Annotated in this window: 18 protein-coding genes; 10 read left to right on the top strand and 8 right to left on the bottom strand. The window is 43.8% G+C overall.

Annotated elements, in window-relative coordinates:
- Positions 1-46 precede the first annotated feature (46 nt).
- Together L4C39_RS12755 and rpsU are read right to left on the bottom strand one after the other, a co-directional pair.
- Positions 47-490: a GatB/YqeY domain-containing protein gene (locus L4C39_RS12755; RefSeq protein WP_017051121.1), complete on the bottom strand. Its 444-nt coding sequence runs from the start codon at positions 488-490 to the stop codon at positions 47-49.
- 25 nt (positions 491-515) lie between these two features.
- Positions 516-731, bottom strand: coding sequence for a 30S ribosomal protein S21 (rpsU, locus tag L4C39_RS12760; protein WP_004396009.1), 216 nt, complete (start codon positions 729-731; stop codon positions 516-518).
- 256 nt (positions 732-987) lie between these two features.
- On the opposite strand from rpsU, the gene tsaD reads away from it, so the two are divergent.
- Both tsaD and L4C39_RS12770 read left to right on the top strand, forming a co-directional pair.
- The gene (tsaD, locus tag L4C39_RS12765; protein WP_136994185.1) at positions 988-2004 is read left to right on the top strand and encodes a tRNA (adenosine(37)-N6)-threonylcarbamoyltransferase complex transferase subunit TsaD; all 1017 of its coding nucleotides are present in this window, start codon (positions 988-990) and stop codon (positions 2002-2004) included.
- A 191-nt stretch (positions 2005-2195) separates the two neighbouring features.
- Positions 2196-3011 carry an alpha/beta fold hydrolase gene (locus tag L4C39_RS12770; protein WP_429746361.1) on the top strand — a complete coding sequence of 272 codons (816 nt, stop codon included), beginning with the start codon at positions 2196-2198 and terminating at the stop codon, positions 3009-3011.
- A 112-nt stretch (positions 3012-3123) separates the two neighbouring features.
- Here the strand turns inward: L4C39_RS12770 and plsY are convergent, their stop codons facing one another.
- On the bottom strand, positions 3124-3729 hold the full coding sequence (gene plsY, locus L4C39_RS12775) for a glycerol-3-phosphate 1-O-acyltransferase PlsY (RefSeq protein WP_113799506.1): 606 nt from the start codon (positions 3727-3729) through the stop codon (positions 3124-3126).
- 122 nt (positions 3730-3851) lie between these two features.
- Here plsY and folB point away from each other — a divergent pair, with 122 nt between their 5' ends.
- From folB to L4C39_RS12790, 3 genes are read left to right on the top strand one after another with little or no spacing between them, the layout of a single operon-like run.
- Positions 3852-4211 carry a bifunctional dihydroneopterin aldolase/7,8-dihydroneopterin epimerase gene (folB, locus tag L4C39_RS12780; RefSeq protein ID WP_017051117.1) on the top strand — a complete coding sequence of 120 codons (360 nt, stop codon included), beginning with the start codon at positions 3852-3854 and terminating at the stop codon, positions 4209-4211.
- On the top strand, positions 4208-4705 hold the full coding sequence (gene folK, locus L4C39_RS12785) for a 2-amino-4-hydroxy-6-hydroxymethyldihydropteridine diphosphokinase (protein ID WP_136994183.1): 498 nt from the start codon (positions 4208-4210) through the stop codon (positions 4703-4705). Before folB ends, folK begins: the two co-directional genes overlap by 4 nt.
- Positions 4706-4741: 36 nt before the next feature.
- Complete coding sequence (locus L4C39_RS12790) at positions 4742-5545, top strand: undecaprenyl-diphosphate phosphatase (RefSeq protein ID WP_017051115.1); 804 nt, start codon at positions 4742-4744, stop codon at positions 5543-5545.
- A gap of 56 nt (positions 5546-5601) precedes the next feature.
- On the opposite strand, the gene L4C39_RS12795 is transcribed toward L4C39_RS12790, so the two are convergent.
- The gene (locus L4C39_RS12795) at positions 5602-6816 is read right to left on the bottom strand and encodes a multifunctional CCA addition/repair protein (RefSeq protein WP_429746255.1); all 1215 of its coding nucleotides are present in this window, start codon (positions 6814-6816) and stop codon (positions 5602-5604) included.
- A gap of 86 nt (positions 6817-6902) precedes the next feature.
- Between L4C39_RS12795 and L4C39_RS12800 the strand changes: the two genes are divergently transcribed.
- Entirely contained in the window at positions 6903-8603 is a 1701-nt protein-coding gene (locus tag L4C39_RS12800) for an AAA family ATPase (RefSeq protein WP_429746257.1), read from the top strand.
- Positions 8604-9554 carry a general secretion pathway protein GspB gene (locus L4C39_RS12805; RefSeq protein ID WP_429746259.1) on the top strand — a complete coding sequence of 317 codons (951 nt, stop codon included), beginning with the start codon at positions 8604-8606 and terminating at the stop codon, positions 9552-9554. It begins immediately after the preceding gene.
- 130 nt (positions 9555-9684) lie between these two features.
- Here L4C39_RS12805 and L4C39_RS12810 read toward each other — a convergent pair whose 3' ends face one another.
- The 3 genes from L4C39_RS12810 to L4C39_RS12820 all read right to left on the bottom strand — a co-directional run bounded on the left by L4C39_RS12810 (position 9685) and on the right by L4C39_RS12820 (position 12566).
- Positions 9685-10296, bottom strand: a complete 612-nt coding sequence (locus L4C39_RS12810; RefSeq protein ID WP_017051111.1) for a TIGR04211 family SH3 domain-containing protein — start codon at positions 10294-10296, stop codon at positions 9685-9687.
- A 196-nt stretch (positions 10297-10492) separates the two neighbouring features.
- A complete protein-coding gene (locus tag L4C39_RS12815; RefSeq protein WP_113799494.1) occupies positions 10493-11755 on the bottom strand; it encodes an inorganic phosphate transporter in 1263 nt (420 codons plus the stop codon).
- A gap of 130 nt (positions 11756-11885) precedes the next feature.
- Complete coding sequence (locus tag L4C39_RS12820; RefSeq protein ID WP_017051109.1) at positions 11886-12566, bottom strand: TIGR00153 family protein; 681 nt, start codon at positions 12564-12566, stop codon at positions 11886-11888.
- A gap of 206 nt (positions 12567-12772) precedes the next feature.
- Between L4C39_RS12820 and L4C39_RS12825 the strand changes: the two genes are divergently transcribed.
- Positions 12773-14290 carry a CYTH and CHAD domain-containing protein gene (locus L4C39_RS12825; protein WP_429746262.1) on the top strand — a complete coding sequence of 506 codons (1518 nt, stop codon included), beginning with the start codon at positions 12773-12775 and terminating at the stop codon, positions 14288-14290.
- A 60-nt stretch (positions 14291-14350) separates the two neighbouring features.
- On the opposite strand, the gene L4C39_RS12830 is transcribed toward L4C39_RS12825, so the two are convergent.
- The gene (locus L4C39_RS12830; RefSeq protein ID WP_429746264.1) at positions 14351-15112 is read right to left on the bottom strand and encodes a potassium channel family protein; all 762 of its coding nucleotides are present in this window, start codon (positions 15110-15112) and stop codon (positions 14351-14353) included.
- 96 nt (positions 15113-15208) lie between these two features.
- On the opposite strand from L4C39_RS12830, the gene L4C39_RS12835 reads away from it, so the two are divergent.
- Positions 15209-16465 carry a methyl-accepting chemotaxis protein gene (locus L4C39_RS12835; protein WP_171756219.1) on the top strand — a complete coding sequence of 419 codons (1257 nt, stop codon included), beginning with the start codon at positions 15209-15211 and terminating at the stop codon, positions 16463-16465.
- A 222-nt stretch (positions 16466-16687) separates the two neighbouring features.
- Positions 16688-19534 carry a bifunctional [glutamate--ammonia ligase]-adenylyl-L-tyrosine phosphorylase/[glutamate--ammonia-ligase] adenylyltransferase gene (gene glnE / locus L4C39_RS12840; protein ID WP_429746266.1) on the top strand — a complete coding sequence of 949 codons (2847 nt, stop codon included), beginning with the start codon at positions 16688-16690 and terminating at the stop codon, positions 19532-19534.
- The last annotated feature ends 65 nt before the right edge of the window (positions 19535-19599 follow it).

Raw genomic sequence — 19599 nt, forward strand, 5'->3', positions numbered from 1 at the left:
TGCCTTCCAATGGATAGCACGGCTTGTTGCAATATAGCGCTGGATATTAAGCGAGTTTAGAACGAACTAAACCACTTACTTTACCCATGTCTGCACGCCCTTGAATTTGTGGTTTCAAGATAGCCATCACTTTACCCATGTCTTGCATGCCCGCAGGTGTAGATTCTGCAATTGCGCTTTCAACAAGAGCAACAACTTCATCTTCAGTTAGCGGTTGAGGCATAAAGCCTTCAAGTACAGTAATTTCTACTTGTTCCACGTCAGCAAGATCTTGACGACCCGCTGATTCATATTGAGCAACAGAATCGCGACGTTGTTTAACCATTTTTACCAGCACAGCAAGAATGTCTTCGTCGGTCAGAGTGATCTGCTCGTCGACTTCACGTTGCTTAATTGCTGAAAGGGCTAAACGAATAGTGCCAAGGCGCGGTTTGTCCTTGGCTTTCATCGCTAAAATTTGCTCTTTTTTGAGTTGTTCAATCAGAGCCATAACTCAGTCCTTATGGATTAAGTTATTAGTACAGGCGAACGCGACGTGCGTTTTCGCGAGCTAGCTTCTTAGCGTGACGCTTTTGAGCTGCTGCTTTAGCGCGTTTGCGAACTGTAGTTGGTTTTTCGTAATGCTCACGACGACGCACTTCAGAAAGGATACCTGCTTTTTCACAAGAGCGCTTGAAACGACGTAGTGCAACGTCGAACGGTTCGTTTTCACGTACTTTAACTATTGGCATATGCCTTTCACCTCAGGGGTTATTCATTATCGCTGGTTACTCATTTCCAAATCAGAGAAGTTGCCCATTAAGCTAACTCTCTATGTTGTTTGGTCTCTAACCAGCTTGATCAAAAATGGTGCGGAATTTTAATCCGATCACAGTGGCTTTGTAAAGCACTTTGTCGATTATAGTCTGTGCAAAATTTGTTTGAGAAGCCTCAACAAGGTAATATTGCGCTAATTTCCGATTTAAGACAAAGCGTGCTGAGAAAAATATGCGAATTATTGGTATCGAAACCTCTTGTGATGAAACAGGCATCGCTATTTATGACGATGAGAAAGGGCTGCTTTCTCACCAATTATATAGCCAAGTAAAGCTGCATGCTGATTATGGCGGTGTCGTACCTGAGCTAGCTTCTAGAGACCATGTAAAGAAGACCATCCCACTGATTAAAGCGGCGCTTGCTGAAGCTAATTTAACTAAAGATGATATCGATGGCGTTGCGTATACCGCAGGGCCTGGTTTAGTTGGTGCTTTATTGGTTGGTGCGACAATCGGTCGTAGCATGGCGTATGCGTGGGATGTTCCGGCTATTCCTGTTCATCATATGGAAGGGCACCTGCTTGCACCAATGCTAGAAGATACCCCACCACCGTTTCCTTTTGTTGCGTTGCTCGTTTCAGGCGGTCACACAATGATTGTTGAAGTGAAAGGGATTGGTGAATATAAAATTCTTGGTGAATCGATTGATGATGCGGCGGGTGAAGCGTTTGATAAAACCGCGAAACTCATGGGATTAGATTACCCAGGCGGTCCTCTGCTTTCTCGATTAGCTGAGAAAGGGACGCCGGGTCGTTTCAAATTCCCACGTCCAATGACAGATCGACCAGGACTGGATATGAGCTTTTCTGGTTTGAAGACATTTGCGGCAAACACGATTCGAGCAAATGACGACGATGACCAAACCCGTGCTGATATTGCATACGCCTTTCAGGAAGCGGTATGTGCGACCTTAGCAATAAAATGCAAGCGAGCTTTGATTGAAACGGGTATGAAGCGCATTGTCATTGCCGGTGGTGTGAGTGCGAATAAACAGCTAAGAGCAGAGTTAGAAGCACTGGCGAAAAAAATGGGCGGGGCGGTGTACTACCCTCGTACGGAATTTTGTACCGATAATGGTGCCATGATCGCTTACGCAGGTATGCAGCGTTTGAAAAATGGCGAAGTGGCGGATTTAGCTGTTCAGGCAACTCCTCGCTGGCCAATTGATCAACTTGAACCTGTAAAATAAGAGTCACTCTACTCATGAGTCATTACACGGTCGCTTTATCGCGGCCGTTTTATTTAGTGCTCAGGACTGTTTTATTTGGTGCTCAGAGAGGTTTCCGTAAAATATGAACGGGTTCCTTTAATACATGAGCTGATTCTCGTCAAACAGATGATAGTATTAACGTTTATAAAATAATAACAATGGATGAAATGATGAAAACATTTGCTGTAGATGGCCGCACCATGACCTATCAAGACGAAGGGCAAGGACCAGTGCTTCTTATGGGACATAGTTACCTATGGGATAGCAAAATGTGGGCACCTCAAGTTGAGGCATTGAGCCAATCTTATCGTTGTATTGTGCCGGATCTTTGGGCGCATGGCGGGTCTGAATTTGCCCCTCAATCTACACGTAACTTAACGGATTACGCGAAGCAATTGTTAGCGTTAATGGATCACCTCGAAATAGATGAGTTCTCTGTTGTTGGGTTATCCGTAGGCGGAATGTGGGGCGCTGAATTAACGGCTCTGGCCCCATCGCGAGTAAAATCGCTAGTGATGATGGATACCTTTGTCGGGTTAGAGCCTGAGGTGACGCATAAAAAATATTTCACAATGTTAGATGCGATTACTCAGTTGAAACTGGTTCCTCAGCCAGTATTAGACTTAGTGGTACCGATGTTCTTCTCTAAGAACGTAAAACAGACATCTCCAGCTTTAGTTGAAAATTTTTCGACTTATCTGCAATCTTTAAAAGGTGAGCAGGCAGAAGAAGTATCACGAATGGGGCGAATGATTTTTGGTCGCAGGGATTTGATTGAAGAGGTGGAAACTTTTGCTCTACCAACACTGATTGCGGTTGGTGCGGAAGATTCCCCAAGAACGCCTTTGGAATCTTACTTGATGAATGATGTGATTACTGGCAGTGAATTGGTCGTGATCCCCGCCGCTGGGCATATCAGTAATTTGGAACAACCTGGCTTTGTGACCTATATGCTGAAAACATTTTTGGCGAAAGTTCACCAATAGTAAGGTTTACCTACAGTAAATTTATTGCCGATTGAGTCAATATCAATTCAAGGTGCTTAAAGGTCTCAGTGAACTTAATGGTGATTGCACTATTGAGCGACAGAGGCCTTTTCTATTGATTAGACGATATTTTTTTCTCGCCAAACTTAGGTTCATTACCTTCAAGTAAACGACGAATGTTTTGATGGTGTCGTAACACAATCAAGCAGCAGAGCATGGCAACGGGTAGGGTGTAGTGAGGCTTTACGAGCCAAGTATAAAAAGGCGCTAACAGAACGGTAATGATGGCAGCTAAAGAAGAGTAGCGAAATAGAAAAGCGATCACTAACCATGTCAGCATGATCATGCCAGTAAGATCCAGTCCTATTGGCGCAATGGCACCTAATGCGGTCGCGACCCCTTTACCACCTTGAAAGTGAAAAAAGATTGGATACATGTGACCTAAACAGGCGGCAATCGCGACGACCCCTAATAATATAGGGTCAATGTTTAAGAAATACCCACCCCATACCGGGATCGTTCCTTTAAGCATATCGCAAATTAATACGGCAAATGCAGCGCCTTTGCCACCAATTCTTAAAACATTGGTCGCCCCAGGGTTATTTGAGCCGACTCCCCTTGGATCCGGTAATCGTAAAAGACGGCAGATCAGCACGGCACTCGATATCGAGCCTAACAGATAGGCGGCAATAATCATGATGAGAGCCAAAGAAGTCATAGTGGTCCTTAAGGAGGGGAAATTAATGCTCAATCAAAGAGTAATTGATATCATATCCTGAATGGCAATAATAATACGATTTTTTACCCGCTTAGGGTATCCGACCTCTAAAGGGACAGTAAATGACATTGGATAAAGTTTTTATCGAGCAATTAGAAGTAATCACAACCATCGGTGTTTATGATTGGGAACAAGAAATAAAACAGAAGCTAGTTCTTGATATTGAAATGGCTCACGACAACCGCCCTGCGGGTAAAAGTGATGATGTAGTTGATGCTCTGGATTATTCAAAAGTGAGTACCGCAGTGTTGGAGCATATAGAAGGTGGGCGTTTTCTACTGGTTGAACGCGTTGCAGAAGAGATTGCGGAATTAATTATGTCTCGCTTTTCAGTGCCTTGGGTTAAAATCCGTTTAGCGAAACCTGGAGCTGTACCACAAGCAAAATCTGTTGGTGTTGTGATAGAGCGAGGCGCGGCATGAACACCGTGTATGTTGGTGTCGGAACCAACATAGAACGAGATAAGCATGCCCAAGCGGCATGGGATGAGCTTGCTCTTCTAGGGGAACAACTACGCTCATCGCCAGTATATGAGTGCGAACCTGTTGGTTTTGATAGCCACGCTTTTTACAACTTTGTCATTGAGCTAAAAACGGATCGCTCTTTAACTGAATTCTCACTTTTGCTTCGTCAAATCGAGCTAAAATGGGGGCGTTTAGAGAATGCTCATAAATATCAAGATCGTAATTTGGATCTTGATATCGTGTTGTTTGGTGATGTGATTTCTCAATCTTCACCAGAGTTGCCGCGCAGTGATATTTTTAAATATCCATTCGTTACCCAGCCGCTTTATGATTTATGCCCAGAGAAGGTCATCCCTTCTGACGGGCGAAGCGTGGCACAAATCTATCAACAGATGGATAACCTCGATTCATTGCAAGCTGTAAGTCTATGTTTTAACCAAGACTTCAAATAAAACCAAAGGTCTAAGGCCTAATAATAAGAGTAAAAAATGAGTTATATAGAAGCGTTTATTTTGGCACTCATTCAGGGCTTAACTGAATTCTTACCGATCTCTAGTTCAGCCCACTTGATTTTACCATCGGCCATTTTGGGTTGGGAAGATCAAGGTTTAGCGTTTGATGTTGCTGTTCATGTGGGAACTCTAGCGGCCGTAGTGATCTACTTTAGAAAAGAGGTCGTGACACTGTTTGGTGCACTATTTGGATCCATCTTCAAAGGCGATCGCAGTAAAGAGGCGAAACTGGCTTGGATGATCGTACTTGCGACGATCCCTGCTTGTGTCTTTGGTTTATTGATGAAAGACATTGTTGAACTTTACTTACGCAGTGCGTGGGTAATTGCGACTACCACGATTATTTTTGGCTTACTATTGTGGTGGGTTGATAAGAACTCATCGCTGGCTGATGATGAATACCAAGCTGGTTGGAAAAAAGCCTTGTTTATTGGTATTGCTCAAGCAATGGCGATCATTCCTGGAACGTCTCGCTCAGGTGCGACCATCACCGCCGCGCTGTATTTAGGTTTTACTCGTGAGGCTGCCGCGCGTTTCTCATTCTTAATGTCGATTCCAATCATCGCTCTTGCTGGTGGCTATCTAGGGCTTAAGCTTGTCATTAGTGGCGATCCGGTTCATGTCGGCTTCTTGTTGACGGGGATTGTCACGTCATTCATTAGTGCCTATATCTGTATTCATTTCTTCCTAAAACTCATTTCACGCATGGGTATGATGCCGTTCGTTATCTACCGCTTACTACTTGGTGGTGGTTTGATAGCATTTTTGCTGATGAACTAGAGAGCTACTCAAGCATCTAGAAAAGGCTCACGATTAATCGTGAGCCTTTTTTATAGTCAGACGATTGAGGCGATGGTTTCTACTCTTCTTTTTTCCATCTCATCTCTGATCTGTTTACCTTGAAAGCCGTCAGCGATGATTGATTGCACTTGAACGGTGAGGGCTTGGCGATAAGCCTTTTCAAAACGATCTCGTTGAGGGTATGGATTCTCTTCACACCCTTTCCGACCTGCGTGATCCGCTTGGCAACAGATGAGAATATCATTGAGTCTTTCAGGTTTACGCCAGACATCAAACTTATTAAGGATCTTCAATATCGTTGCTGGCTTAAGCTCCATCGCGCGGTGAATATTGGTATGTTGTTCGCATACTAGAAGGGCAAGATCTTTAAATTCATTAGGAATTCGAACCCGGTCTGACAGCGATTGGATGAGCTTGATACCCGTATGACAATGCATTTTGTGGCTCGGCCATTCGCTTTCAGGCGTCACGCCTTTGCCTAAATCGTGCAGTTGAGCGGCGAGGCGTACGGGTAACGACGGGCTGAGTATAGCGGCCTGTTGTGCGACCATTAAAGTATGAATGCCAGTGTCTATTTCTGGGTGCCACTTCTCAGGCTGGGGAACGCCAAATAAAGCGTCAATTTCAGGCAATACCGCTGCCAATGCACCGCATTCTCTTAGAGTCGAAAGAAAGACTTCAGGGTTCTGAGTGCTGAGTGATTTATGCCACTCTTGCCAAACTCTTTCTGGTGTCAAGTGTGCAAGCTCACCAGAACGGACAATATCTCTCATTAAGTTGAGAGTCTCATCGGCAACTCGAAAACCAAGGTGAGCCAGTTTTGCCGCAAAGCGTGCGACTCTTAATACTCTGAGAGGATCTTCAACGAAAGCGTGAGAAACATGGCGAAGAATGCGGTTGTTGAGATCATCCTTACCGCCGTAAGGATCGATAAGATCACCATTCGGAGCTTGAGCTATCGCGTTTATCGTAAGATCGCGACGTTGTAGATCGTCCTCTAAAGAGACATCTGGTGAAAAGTGGCATTCGAATCCAGTATATCCAGCTGATGTTTTTCTTTCCGTTCGAGCAAGAGCATGTTCCTGCTTAGTTTTGGGATGCAAAAAGACAGGGAAATCTTTACCTACGGGTGTATAACCTTGTTTGATCATCTCTTCTGGGCTCGAACCAACAACCACCCAATCTTGATCATAAACGTCAATATTCAACAATCGATCGCGAACTGCGCCGCCAACTAAGTAAACTTGCACGTATTACCTCTAATTTTTTCAGATGCTGTTGGACATTGTAGCAAGCAATGGTACTTTCCTTTAACCATGATTGTAGAGACGAGAGTATGTATAAGGATTTTTTTGGATTTAATGAGGCACCATTTTCGATTGTGCCAAACTCTCGTTATCTTTTCTTAAGCCAACGTCACCAAGAAGCGATGCAGCATTTACAAGCCGGACTAGGTGATGGCGGTGGTTTTGCCATGCTTACTGGTGAAGTGGGGACGGGGAAAACAACGGTTGCTCGTGCAATGCTGGCTAATTTAGATAGCAGTACGAAAGCGGGTTTGATTTTAAATCCCACCTTCTCAAGCTCTGACTTGCTTGAAGCCATTTGTGATGAATTTTCACTAAAGTATCCAGAGCAAGCGAGCCTTAAACAACTTAGTCAAACGATCAGTCATTACTTGATTGAAAACCATGGTAAAAATATCCAAACCCTGCTGGTGATTGATGAAGCCCAACACCTAGCAGCTGAAGTGCTAGAACAACTACGTTTATTAACCAACCTTGAGACAGACCAACGTAAGCTGTTAAAAGTACTGTTGGTTGGCCAACCTGAGTTACAACAACAACTGCAAACGACTCAGCTTCGTCAACTTGCCCAGCGCATCACAGGGCGTTATCACTTGCTTCCTTTAAACGTAAGTGAGACCGGGCAATATATCGATTTTAGAATCAAAATGGCGGGTGGTTCTCGTGACATCTTCCAAGCGAGTTCAATAAAGGTTATCGCGCAAGCAACGCAGGGCATTCCAAGGTTAATTAACTTAGTGTGTGATAAATCTTTGCAATACGCCCATCATCATGGGGAGCCTAACTTGAGTGTGCAGACGGTGAAGCGAGCATGTCATGATGTCATGCAGTATCAAGTTTCTCCGCATGGCAGTGATATCAATCATTCGAAAAAGTCATCTCGCCAAGCACTCAGCACTCAGCCTGTATGGAAATATTTAAGTGCACTCTCGCTTGGGTCTGTATTAGCGGTTGCAAGCTATAACGTGGTTTTGCCATACATTGATGTCATAGGGAAAGAAGCTCAACAAGGTACAATTTCAACCGTTCAGATGACGGCTCAACAACAAAATATTGACTCAAAAGACGATGGCGATGCTGGTTTAAATGCTACGACTGCTGATGATAATGAGATTTCCATCCCCGCTGAACTTGTGAATGTCTTGCAAAAAGGCGCAAGCCAAGTAGAAGCAATACAAGAGCTGTATAAGTTATGGGGCTATCAGGCATCCGTACGAGACGGATTATGTACTGAAAACCTACAAAGCCTGTTTATCTGTGATACGAAGAAAGGGCGCTTAGTGGACTTAATCAAACAACAAACCCCAGTTGTTTTACTGTTGAGTTATAACCATGAAGAGTTGTATGCCGTGCTTTATGCCGCATCGAAGGATCAGGTTGAAATTTTGGTCGGACAGCAGCGAATACAGATGTCATCATCTATGCTTCAAAGCTTATGGCGTGGTGAATATTACGCCATTTGGAAGAGTGAACTGCGCGAAACGTTAAAAAAATCTCAACGCAGTGAGAAGGTTCGAATACTCGAACGCAAGCTTTCTATCGTACTTGGAGAGCCATCACTCGATAGTCCATACTTTGATAGTAATGTTGAACAGAAAGTGAAAACGTTCCAACGTTGGCAAAACATGTCGGTCGATGGTATTGCGGGCAAGCAGACGTTGCAACGTTTAGAGCAGTTAGCTCAACCCGATGCGCCTAAACTACGCACGATTGAACCGGAGGTGGCGTAAATGTCACAAGTCATGAGTGCATTACAGGATTCAGAACAAAGCAGACAGGCAATGTTGACTCCTTATCAAAACCTTTCTAACGGGCGAAATGAAGAACACAGGCCTCAGCTCAAATTGTCTTATATGCTGATGCTTGGGGTACTTCCTATCGTTGCGGTGGCGAGTTATTTAGGGCTCGAAGCTTATCGTGCTAACGAGGTGCGTCTGATTAGCGAGCAGCACCCGATAGTCAATGCCGCTGCTATTCAAGCGGATACTCCAATTCGGATTCAGGCTCAAAGCCAAGCTCAAGAGCAAGGCCAAAATGCAGTCAAAACGGTGAGCGCATCAGTAGAGGAAAAATCGGAGTTCAAATTACTGAGCTATCCAACTTATTCTCAACTTGAGCCTACCCCTCAGTTAGTTGATATTGAGAGTCTCGATGATACTTCGCTCTCTTCCGCAATAGTGCCTGTAGCCGATTCTAAGAGTGTTGAACCATCTGATGAGGTATTAACGAAGTTAGACCGACTAACAGCACCAGAGCTCACGTCCCCACCTCTTAAGGAGAATCCGGACGCGCCTCTTTCAATGGATCAAAATATGGGATTAGAGGAGCTAGACTTAAGCTCCTTATCACCAGAGTTAGCCTTGAAGTTTCAGTCGGCTTTACAGGCAACGGCAGACTCAGACTCATTCAGCGCCAGTGAGAAGCTATTTAATCGTGAAACCATCGATATAGACAAGACTGGCGATCAATATCAAGGCCGCTTGCCTGCGCTGAACTTGCAGACTCATATGTACTCGAGTGACAGGCAGAGACGCTGGGTAAAAATTAATGATCATGAATATAGCGAAGGGGATTGGATCGAGAATCAAATTCAGCTATTGAAAATCAAACCACAATCGGTGATCGTTGAATTTGAAGATCAATTACTTGAACTTCCTGCTTTGTATGAATGGCAAGGTTAAGCGCTGATATTGGCGTTTGTGTCTACGCCTGAAGTGATGCATGACAAATGTTTAAGCGATCAAAAAAGGTCACTCCAGTTAGGGTGACCTTTTATCTTTTTACTACCGCAATACGATTAGAGTATTGTTATTATGCCCAGCCGTTTGGTGCTTTTTTACGGCGAGGGATAATGTGAGGAAGTAGTAAACCAAGAAGCAAACCAATACCTGCAACACCACCACCGTAAGTGAAGTATTTCAGTAGCAAATCATCTTTCTGAGTATCAAGCTTGGCACGTAACTCTCGATTCTCTGTTTGAGAAGAGGTGAGCTTTTGGCTGATATCGCTGTAGCTCTGTTCTAAATCTGAAATCTGTTTATTACGAGTCGCAAGTGAGTCCGCAAGACCCGCTTTTTCATTGTCCGCATTTTTACGTGCGTTAGCTAAAAGTGCCTTAACATCGGTGAGCTCTTTTTCTAACTTAGGCAAACGGATCGCCATGCTTTCTTTGCGAGTGATGAACTTGCTTTCAACCCAGCCTTTGCGACCTTTAGCATCAACGATTTCGCTAAAGCCAGTCTGTTTGTTTGTTTTGATGAACTTTACTTTATCACCAGCGTCAACACTGCCGATAATGCGGAAAGTGTTATTTGGGCCAGAATGTAGGTAAGTAAAGAGCTTGTCAGCAATATAACGGTCTTGAGCAAAGGCTGCAGGGGCAGCGAGAACAGCAAACAAAACCATACAGATCAGTTTTTTCACAGTAAATCCCTTAACAATTCAAATTGGGAGGCCATTGTCTTAATTCTAGCCTTCATATTTTCTTAGCGAATAGTATGAACTTTCTTATTCTCGTGCAACAAAGAAGGGAGGCAAAGCCTCCCTTTCTGTGCGATTGAGTCAATAATGACATAGTATTTACATAGAAATACTATATTGGACTCATTTCTAATATGGCTTAAGCGGCGAAAGCGGCTTGGATAGCATAGAAGAAGATAACCGCAAGCAAAGCCCCTGCTGGTAGCGTCACAATCCAAGATGCCACGATATTTCGTACCACACCTAAGTTAAGTGCTGCAATACCACGAGCAAAGCCTACACCCAACACCGCACCAACAAGTGTCTGTGTGGTTGAGATTGGAAGGCCAGTACCAGATGCCAAAACAACAGTACATGCAGTTGCTAGTTGAGCAGCAAAGCCACGGCTAGGTGTTAGTTCTGTAATACCAGTACCAACAGTCGCCATTACTTTATGACCCATGGTTGCAAGACCAACTACAATACCGATACCACCTAGAGGTAGAATCCACCAAGCAATGTTACTTTTAGCAGTAAGCTCGCCCATGTTTTCAACCGTAGAAACGACAGCAGATAGAGGACCGATTGCGTTTGCCACATCGTTAGAACCGTGAGCAAATGCCATAGCACATGCCGTGATAACCATTAACACGCTGAAAATACCTTCAACGCCCGAAAACCCGTGGTCTTCTTCGCGGTTAGCAAATTTGTGTTTGATGTATAAGAAACCACCAACCATGACTAGAGTGGAGAAAGCCGCAGCCCAAACCCACGCTTCAGTATTGCTTAGGTGAAGACCAACGTGTTTAAGACCTTTCTTAATCGTCACTAATGCAATCACCATCGTCGTGATGAACATGTATACAGGGACGAATCGTTTAGCATTAAACAGAGGGTTTTCAGTATCAAATATCAGTCGCTGGGCGCTGACAAAGATGACATAAGCGAAGAAACCGGAAATAACAGGAGTAATAATCCAACTTCCGACAATACCTTGAACTGAATCCCAGTCAACCGCTTCAGTACCCACTGAAACACATGCAAAACCAATGATTGCACCGATAATAGAGTGAGTCGTTGAAACAGGCCAGCCCATGTAAGAAGCGAGTAATAGCCATGTACCTGCAGCTAAAAGCGCAGACATCATGCCATAGACAAGCACATCAGGCTGATCAGCAAATAGAGATGTTTCGATAACACCTTTACGGATTGTGTCTGTAACTTCACCACCGGCAAGATAAGCGCCAGCAAATTCAAAGATCATTGCAATAATGATCGCTTGTTTAACGGTTAATGCTTTAGAGCCAACAGATGTACCCATCGCATTGGCAACATCGTTTGCACCAATACCAATAGCCATCAAGAAACCGAAAGCGGCTGCAACAATAATCAGGACAGTGCCGTAATTCGCAAGGATATCCATCGCGTAATACCTAGTTGTTTGATAACAAGCGGAACAAATTTAGACGCAAAAAAACACTCAGCGAGGAAATGACCATCGCATAAGTAAATTGGGTTAAAAAATGCTCTTCGTTATATGGTTAACTTATGATTTAAGATCGAGAAAGCATAACTTCAAGACGAGCGCCTACGCGCTGAGCTTGATCTGCAATGCCGCCGACCCATTCAAGAATTTTATACAGGAACATGATGTCGATAGGATTGTGGTCTGCTTCTATTGCCATTAATTGTTGGCGAAGAACAATCTGTATCGCGTCCGTATCATCTTCAATCACATCCAGTTGATTGATCATTTCAGCTACAAGTGTGACTTCGCGGCCTTTGAATCCTGTTTCCAATAACTCATCGAGCTCATTAATTACTTTCTGAGCTTGGTTTGCTGCGTCTAAGCAACGCTTGACGTAAGCAATGAAGTTTTCTTGCATCACTTCAGGAATGACAAGTTGACGGCCATATACACGACCAGAAATGTCTTTCGCGAGGTTGGCGAGTTTATCTTGCTGAGTTAATAGCTCCAACATATCGGTGCGATCAACGGGCATGAATAAACCACGAGGAAGTTTAAGACGAATTTCGCGCTTGAGTACGTCAGCTTCTTTCTCTAGGTGAGAAATTTGAGCGCGAATTTCTGCTGCTTTTTCCCAGTCACCTTTTGAACTGACTTCAAAAAAATTGACTAGGTGAGAGCAACATTCATTTACGCACACAACGTGGCGCTGCAAAGGCTTAAGAGGGGACTTTGCAAATAACCCCATAATTGTATTTACTGGCATGGTCATCCAACCTAATAAATAATAACCTTAAAAAAACATACACCATATTCAGGTGAAATGTTGAGCGATGGCTACAAAGTCGCGCATGTTAACCCAATCAATCACGCATTAAAACTGTTTTAGATCATCAATCGGTCGAAATTTCTGACTTGCCCACATTTCAAATAGGCAATATCCTATTCTTATCTTCATTGAAAGGCATCACTATGGAAACCGAGATAGAACTGAAGTTTTTTGTTTCTCCAGATTTTTCAGAGACTTTACAGCGTAAAATCTCTGATACCAAAGTACTTCAGCAAAGTTGTCGTAATTTAGGCAACACTTATTTTGATACTCCAGATAACTGGTTACGTAAGCATGATACGGGTTTGCGTATTCGACGTTTTGATGACGTTTTTGTGCAAACCGTAAAAACTGCGGGTCGCGTTGTTGCGGGTTTGCATCAGAGACCAGAGTATAATGCTGAGCACGATAGCAATACTCCGAAGCTCTCTCTTCACCCTCAAGATATCTGGCCAAAAGATAAAGATATCGACACATTACAATCTGAACTTTTCCCTCTCTTTTCGACCAACTTCACTCGTGAACAGTGGTTGGTGAGCATGCCTGATGGTAGCCAAGTGGAAGTGGCTTTTGATCAAGGGGAAGTCGTCGCAAACGAGAAGCAAGATCCCATTTGCGAAGTTGAACTAGAGCTTAAATCGGGGCAAACCGATGCACTCTTTACTTTAGCTCGCCTGTTTAGTGATGAAGGTGGCATGCGTTTGGGGAACTTGAGTAAAGCAGCCAAAGGCTACCGACTTGCACAAGGTTATGCAGGTGATGAAGTGAAAGCATTAACTTTGGTGAATACCGATCAAAATGACACGGTTGAATCCTGCTTTATTCAATCATTGGAACATGCCCTTTCACATTGGCATTATCACGAGCAGATTTACACTGAGCGTGAGTCTATAAAAGCACTGCATGAAATCAGCCATTCCATTAGCTTTATTCGTCAAACACTGACGATTTATGGTGGTATTGTTCCACGTAGAGCGAGTGCGATTATTCGTCAAGAGCTCAAGTGGCTTGAAGAAGAGCTGTCTTGGCTAAAAATGTACGATTATTTAGATGACTTGCTTGAAGATAAAGGGCATGTCTTACGGAAACTTGATGCTCGTAAATTTTTAGTCGCTGAACTGCAAGAGCAACAAGTTCAACTACCAGATAGAGAGAGCATACTGACGTTACTCAGTTCCGCTCGCTATACTGGTTTGTTGCTTGATCTTAGCCGTTGGATCTTAACTCGTGGCTGGCAGCCGTTTTTAGATGATAAAGCTCGTGAACAGATGTCGGGAAATATCAAGCCTTTCTCTGTACAGCAGCTTGACCGCACATGGGCTGAACTGATGGAAGCCTTTCCGCCAGAATGTACCTTAACCAGTCAAGACTATGTAGAGCAGCAATATCGTTTGATGCGTAATTTATACACAGGTGTCGGTTTTGCTAGCTTATATGATGTAGAAGAGCGCAATACCTTCCGATTACCGTGGGCTGATTTGATCCAAGGGATCGATGACCTGCTAATGCTTAAACCATTAGAGCAGTGTATTAACTTATTGCAAGATGATGAGAAAGAGCAGTTAGAGCGTTGGTTGGCAAGGCAAGAGGTTTCAATCTTGCATGCCATGGAGCAAACTCGCCAAATTAGTGTTGAAGTTGAGCCGTATTGGCAAGACTGATAAAAACCAAATTGCTTTTTTTTGCCATCCACAAAAATAGAAATAAGGAACTCCGGTTCCTTATTTTTTTTCGTCTGAATCTTTCTGCTCTATCTTTTCAAGCCGCTGCAAAATTTGTTGCTGTTGAGCAACTATTTGTTCAAGTAGCTTCTCTTTATTTTCAGAACGTTGATTTTGAGTATGGCTTGGAGAGGTGATAAGCGAAGTAATCAAACCAGAAATCATACCAAAAATCCCCACACCACAGATGATGATCCCAGAGGCTAATAACTTTCCTTCTAGCGTGATCGGGTAGTGATCGCCATATCCAACGGTTGAGATGGTAACAAAAGCCCACCACAAGGCATCACTTGCCGTTTGAATGTTTGAGTCTGGATTCTGTCCCTCTATCGCTAACATTATTCCAGAGCCAACGGTGAGCAGAATCACAAGCAAAAGGATTATTGAGGCGAGAGTGGTTTCTCTTTTATTTGCTAATAGCTGCTTGAGAACGGTTCTTCCGGAGCGAATCACTAAGATTATGCGCAAAATATGGAATAAGCGGGCGAATCGTAAAGGCTCAATCATTGGAATACTCGCGATAAAATCAATCCAGTGGTGCTTAAGATATAGCTTTCGATTATTTGAGCGGATGAGATCAATGGTGAGCTGCAAAATAAAAACACTGCAAATTATAAAATCTAAACCGATAAATATATGTCGAGTCTCGCTCTCGATTGGCATAAACAATAAGGCTGAGATCACAAATAACGCTAAGAAAGATAAAATTAGTGACAATAAGCTCATAGGCTTGGTGTCGTCTTTGGTACTATATGTTTTCATACGAAGCTCGAAATAAATCGTAAATAGATGATTAAAAATCTTTTTAACGAAAATAAATATTCAGCACATAACATTAAACTTAGCGGAGAACTGATAATGGAAAAACCGACATTCAAGCCTTGGGAAAGGTTAATTTCAGATGTTCGCTTAGTTCCTAAAATGATGATGCTAATGGTATTTAGTACTATTTTAATCATCACCAAACAGTTATGGGATGCTTCTAGTTTCTATAATGCTCTTATTGCGGCGACCAACGACATTCAAGTTGCCCAGAAACATTATGATGCCTACTTAATTGAGGTAGTGTGGCAGACAGGGATCATGATTGCTGTTTTTGTGGCTCTGCTTATGGCGGCTGCACGAGTCATGTTACGCCAAACTGAATATTTAAGCGAATCGATTAAACTGATGGCAAGTAAAGACCTGTCGGTGCCTATCGTCATGGATTGTAAAGATGAATATGGTGATGTTGCGCGAGAATTAGAGAAAACTCGTAGGCAGCTTCATGATGTGATTAAAACTCAAATCAATGCTTCAGATGAACTATTCACTTTGACCGAAGTGATGACAATTAGTATGTCTGAAACGAAAGAGTCCTCACAAGAAGAGTTTGCTGAAATTGATTTACTGGCAACCGCAATGAGTGAAATGACATCAACGGTACAAACCGTAGCAGACCACGCTCAAAACGCATCAGCATTAACGGAAGAGACGTCTGGCCAGGCTCAAACCGGGCGAGATTTTGTTCGAGATACCGTGGCTAAAATGAGTGAACTCTCTTCAGATATTGCTGCGTCTGCGGGAGCCGTTAATCAGGTAGAAGAACGAGTTGGTTCGATTGGTAGCGTAGTAGGAACCATTCAAGGCATTTCAGAGCAAACCAATCTATTGGCACTGAACGCAGCAATTGAAGCGGCGCGAGCGGGTGAAGCTGGGCGCGGATTCGCCGTTGTTGCTGATGAAGTTCGTAACCTTGCACAACGCACTCAACAAGCAACGGTTGAAATTCAAGAGATGATTTCACAACTACAAAGCAGTGCTAACTCTGCCGTTGAATTGATGGAGAAAAGTGTTGTTGAAGCGGCGGATGGCGTTGAACTGGTTGCCAATGCGGGTTCTGAGCTTGACGGCATTGTTGAGCAGGTGAATCAGATTAACGACATGAACTTCCAAATCGCAACCGCTGCGGGTCAACAAAGTAGCGTGGCGGATGAGATGAATCAGAACTTAACGAATGTGAGAGAGCTTGTCGAAGCTTCCGTTGTCGTGGTGAGTGAGTTGCTAGAGACCTCTGAAATGATGGAGAGCAATGCTCAAGACTTAGATTCGAAGATTAAGTCATTTAAAGTGTAAATGCATCGCTCGTCATTAGACGAAATCAAACGCCTATTTACCTGTCTTAACAAAACAGAGTATGTAGGCGTTTTTTATTGCGTTAAGTTTGATATAAATAGAGAACAGTTCTCGAATTGAATGAGTGCCGAGTGAACTTATACCGATGAAACTCAGCTTAAAACGGACTTTACTCGTTCGCCATATGTCGTCAAATACCATTAAATATCGCAAGGAAGATCTATGCTACTGCCTGATAGCCTTACCTCTGATTCATTATCAGCCTATTCACAATTATTAGAACAGCAAGCGGATGGATTAAGCCATTGGAGTGATGAGTCTATTGAGTCATTAAAATATGTCTTAGGTTTAAGTCAATTTGTAGCAGAAAATTTTCAACGAGATACTCAACTTTGCACTGATTTTCCAAGTATGTTGCAGTGCTCATCTCGTTCTGATTCTTATCGTCAGCGCCTCGCTGAAATGTTAGCGACATGCGATAGCGAAATGAGTGGTCATCGAATTCTGCGTCAATTCCGTAATCGTGAAATGACCTATATCGCTTGGCGAGATTTTACCTCTTCTTGGCGTTTGGAAGAGAGCTTGGCTCACCTGTCAGAACTAGCCGAAGCGATGATCTTTGAAACCTACCAATGGCAATACGATCTCTGTTGTCAGGAGTGGGGCACGCCATGCGATGAGTCTGGGGTTGCACAGCCGATGTTGATCATTGGAATGGGTAAACTCGGTGGGGGAGAACTGAACTTTTCATCAGATATCGATCTCATCTTTACCTATCCTGAAAACGGTGAAACCCAGGGAGCTAGGCGCAGTATCGCGAATGCGCAGTTCTTTACTCGTCTTGGGCAAAGGATCATTAAGGCGCTTGATCAACAAACTTTCGATGGTTTTTGTTATCGCGTCGATATGCGGCTACGTCCGTTTGGAGAGAGTGGCCCATTAGTGATGAGTTACGCCGCATTGGAAGATTACTATCAAGAGCAAGGGCGAGACTGGGAACGCTATGCCATGATCAAAGCGAGAGTCATGGGGAGTGAAATGTATCCACAATACCAAGAGCTTCGTCAAATGCTCCGCCCATTTGTGTTCCGTCGCTACATTGATTTCAGTGCCATTCAATCATTGCGCCGAATGAAATCAATGATCAGCAGTGAAGTTCGACGCCGAGGATTGAGCAATAACATTAAATTAGGCGCGGGTGGCATTCGTGAAATTGAGTTTATCGCTCAGGTTTTCCAACTGGTTAGAGGTGGCCGAGAGCCGAGCTTACGAGGTCGCGGTTTACTTGAAACATTGACAGCCGTTCAAGAGTTGGGGCTATTAGAAACTCGTGAAATAGAAGACTTACGTAGTGCATACCTTTACTTAAGATGTTTAGAGAACTTACTGCAAGCAATGGCAGACAAGCAGACTCAAACGCTACCTGAAAAAGAGAGCGATCAATTAAAATTGGCGGTTGCTATGCAGCATGCTGGTTGGGACGAATTGATGGAGCAAACTCAGCAACATATGCAGAGTGTTCATGCGGTATTCGAGAACTTGATTGGGGGGGAAGAGGAAGAAACCCTCAGCGTCGACAAGCATTTTCATGAGCTATGGGATATGGCACATAAGCCGGATGTGATTGAACATATCTTAGTGAATGATGTTGCGGTGGCTGAACCATCTGAAATGGCATCGACTATCATTCAATTTAAAGCGGACTTAGCGAAAAAAACGCTCGGCCCGCGTGGACGAGAAGTGCTCAACCGCTTGATGCCGAAAATATTTCAAGCGATTTACCATCATAAAGATGCGCAGTTTGGCTTACCACGAGTACTACACCTGCTGCACAAAATTGTCACTAGAACCACCTATTTAGAATTGTTGGATGAGCACCCTGCAGCACTGACTCAGTTAGTTCGCCTATGTACGGCGAGCCCTATGATTTCGGAGCAGTTAGGTCGCTATCCGATCTTATTGGATGAATTGATAGACCCACAACAGCTATATAACCCGATCCCTTTGTCTGCTTATAAGACAGAGCTGCGGGACTTTCTTGCCAGAATTCCAGAAGATGATATGGAGCAACAGCTAGAGGGATTACGCCAATTTAAGCAGATTTGTATTTTACGGATTGCAGCGGCTGATATTGCAGAAGTGCTGCCAGTGATGAAAGTGAGTGATCATTTAACTTACTTAGCTGAAGCGATTGTAGAAGCAGGAGTGAATCAAGCCTGGTTACAAGTGGTGGCTAAGTTTGGTGAGCCGACCCATCTCAAAGATCGAGAAGGGAAGGGATTTGGTGTTGTGGGGTATGGCAAGGTCGGAGGGTGGGAGCTTGGCTATAACTCCGATCTCGATATGGTGTTTATGCATGATTGCCCTGTAAATGTGTATACCGATGGTAAAAAAGAGATTGATGGTCGTCAGTTCTACTTGCGGTTAGCGCAGCGAATCATTCATATTTTCTCAATTAGAACGGCATCGGGGATCCTCTATGAAGTGGACATGCGATTGAGACCGTCGGGCGCATCAGGGCTATTAGTGTCACCGACCGATGCTTTTGAAGAGTACCAGTTAAAAGATGCGTGGACATGGGAGCATCAAGCATTAGTACGCGCACGTATGATTTATGGCGATGACGCCCTACAAGAAGCATTTGTTCGAACTCGACACAAAGTACTTTGTCTTGAGCGTAATGAGGACGATTTGAAAAAATCAGTCTCCGAGATGCGAGTGAAAATGCGTGATCACTTAGGCGGAAAGAAATCGGGTCGATTTATGCTTAAACAAGATCCCGGAGGGATCACTGATGTCGAGTTTTTAGCGCAGTACTTGGTGCTACGCTTTAGCCACGAAAAGCCTAAGCTAACGCGCTGGTGCGATAATGTACGCGTGTTTGAATCTATGTTGCAGCAAGGCATTATGAGCGAAGAGCAGGCTCAAGCGCTAACACACGCCTACACGAGGATCCGTGACGAGGTGCATCACCGTAATCTGTTAAACCTTGATGCGGATGTTGACGAGGGTAAATTTGCAGGGGACAGGGCACAAGTTGTCAAATTATGGGATCTGTGGCTTGACTAAGGTGGTGGCTGAATCATATTTTTGTAGACGACTGTTGTAGAAGCGTTTTGGTAGTTTAGTCGCCA

Source organism: Vibrio clamense, assembly GCF_050337905.1.
In the GTDB taxonomy this organism is placed as follows: domain Bacteria; phylum Pseudomonadota; class Gammaproteobacteria; order Enterobacterales; family Vibrionaceae; genus Vibrio; species Vibrio cortegadensis.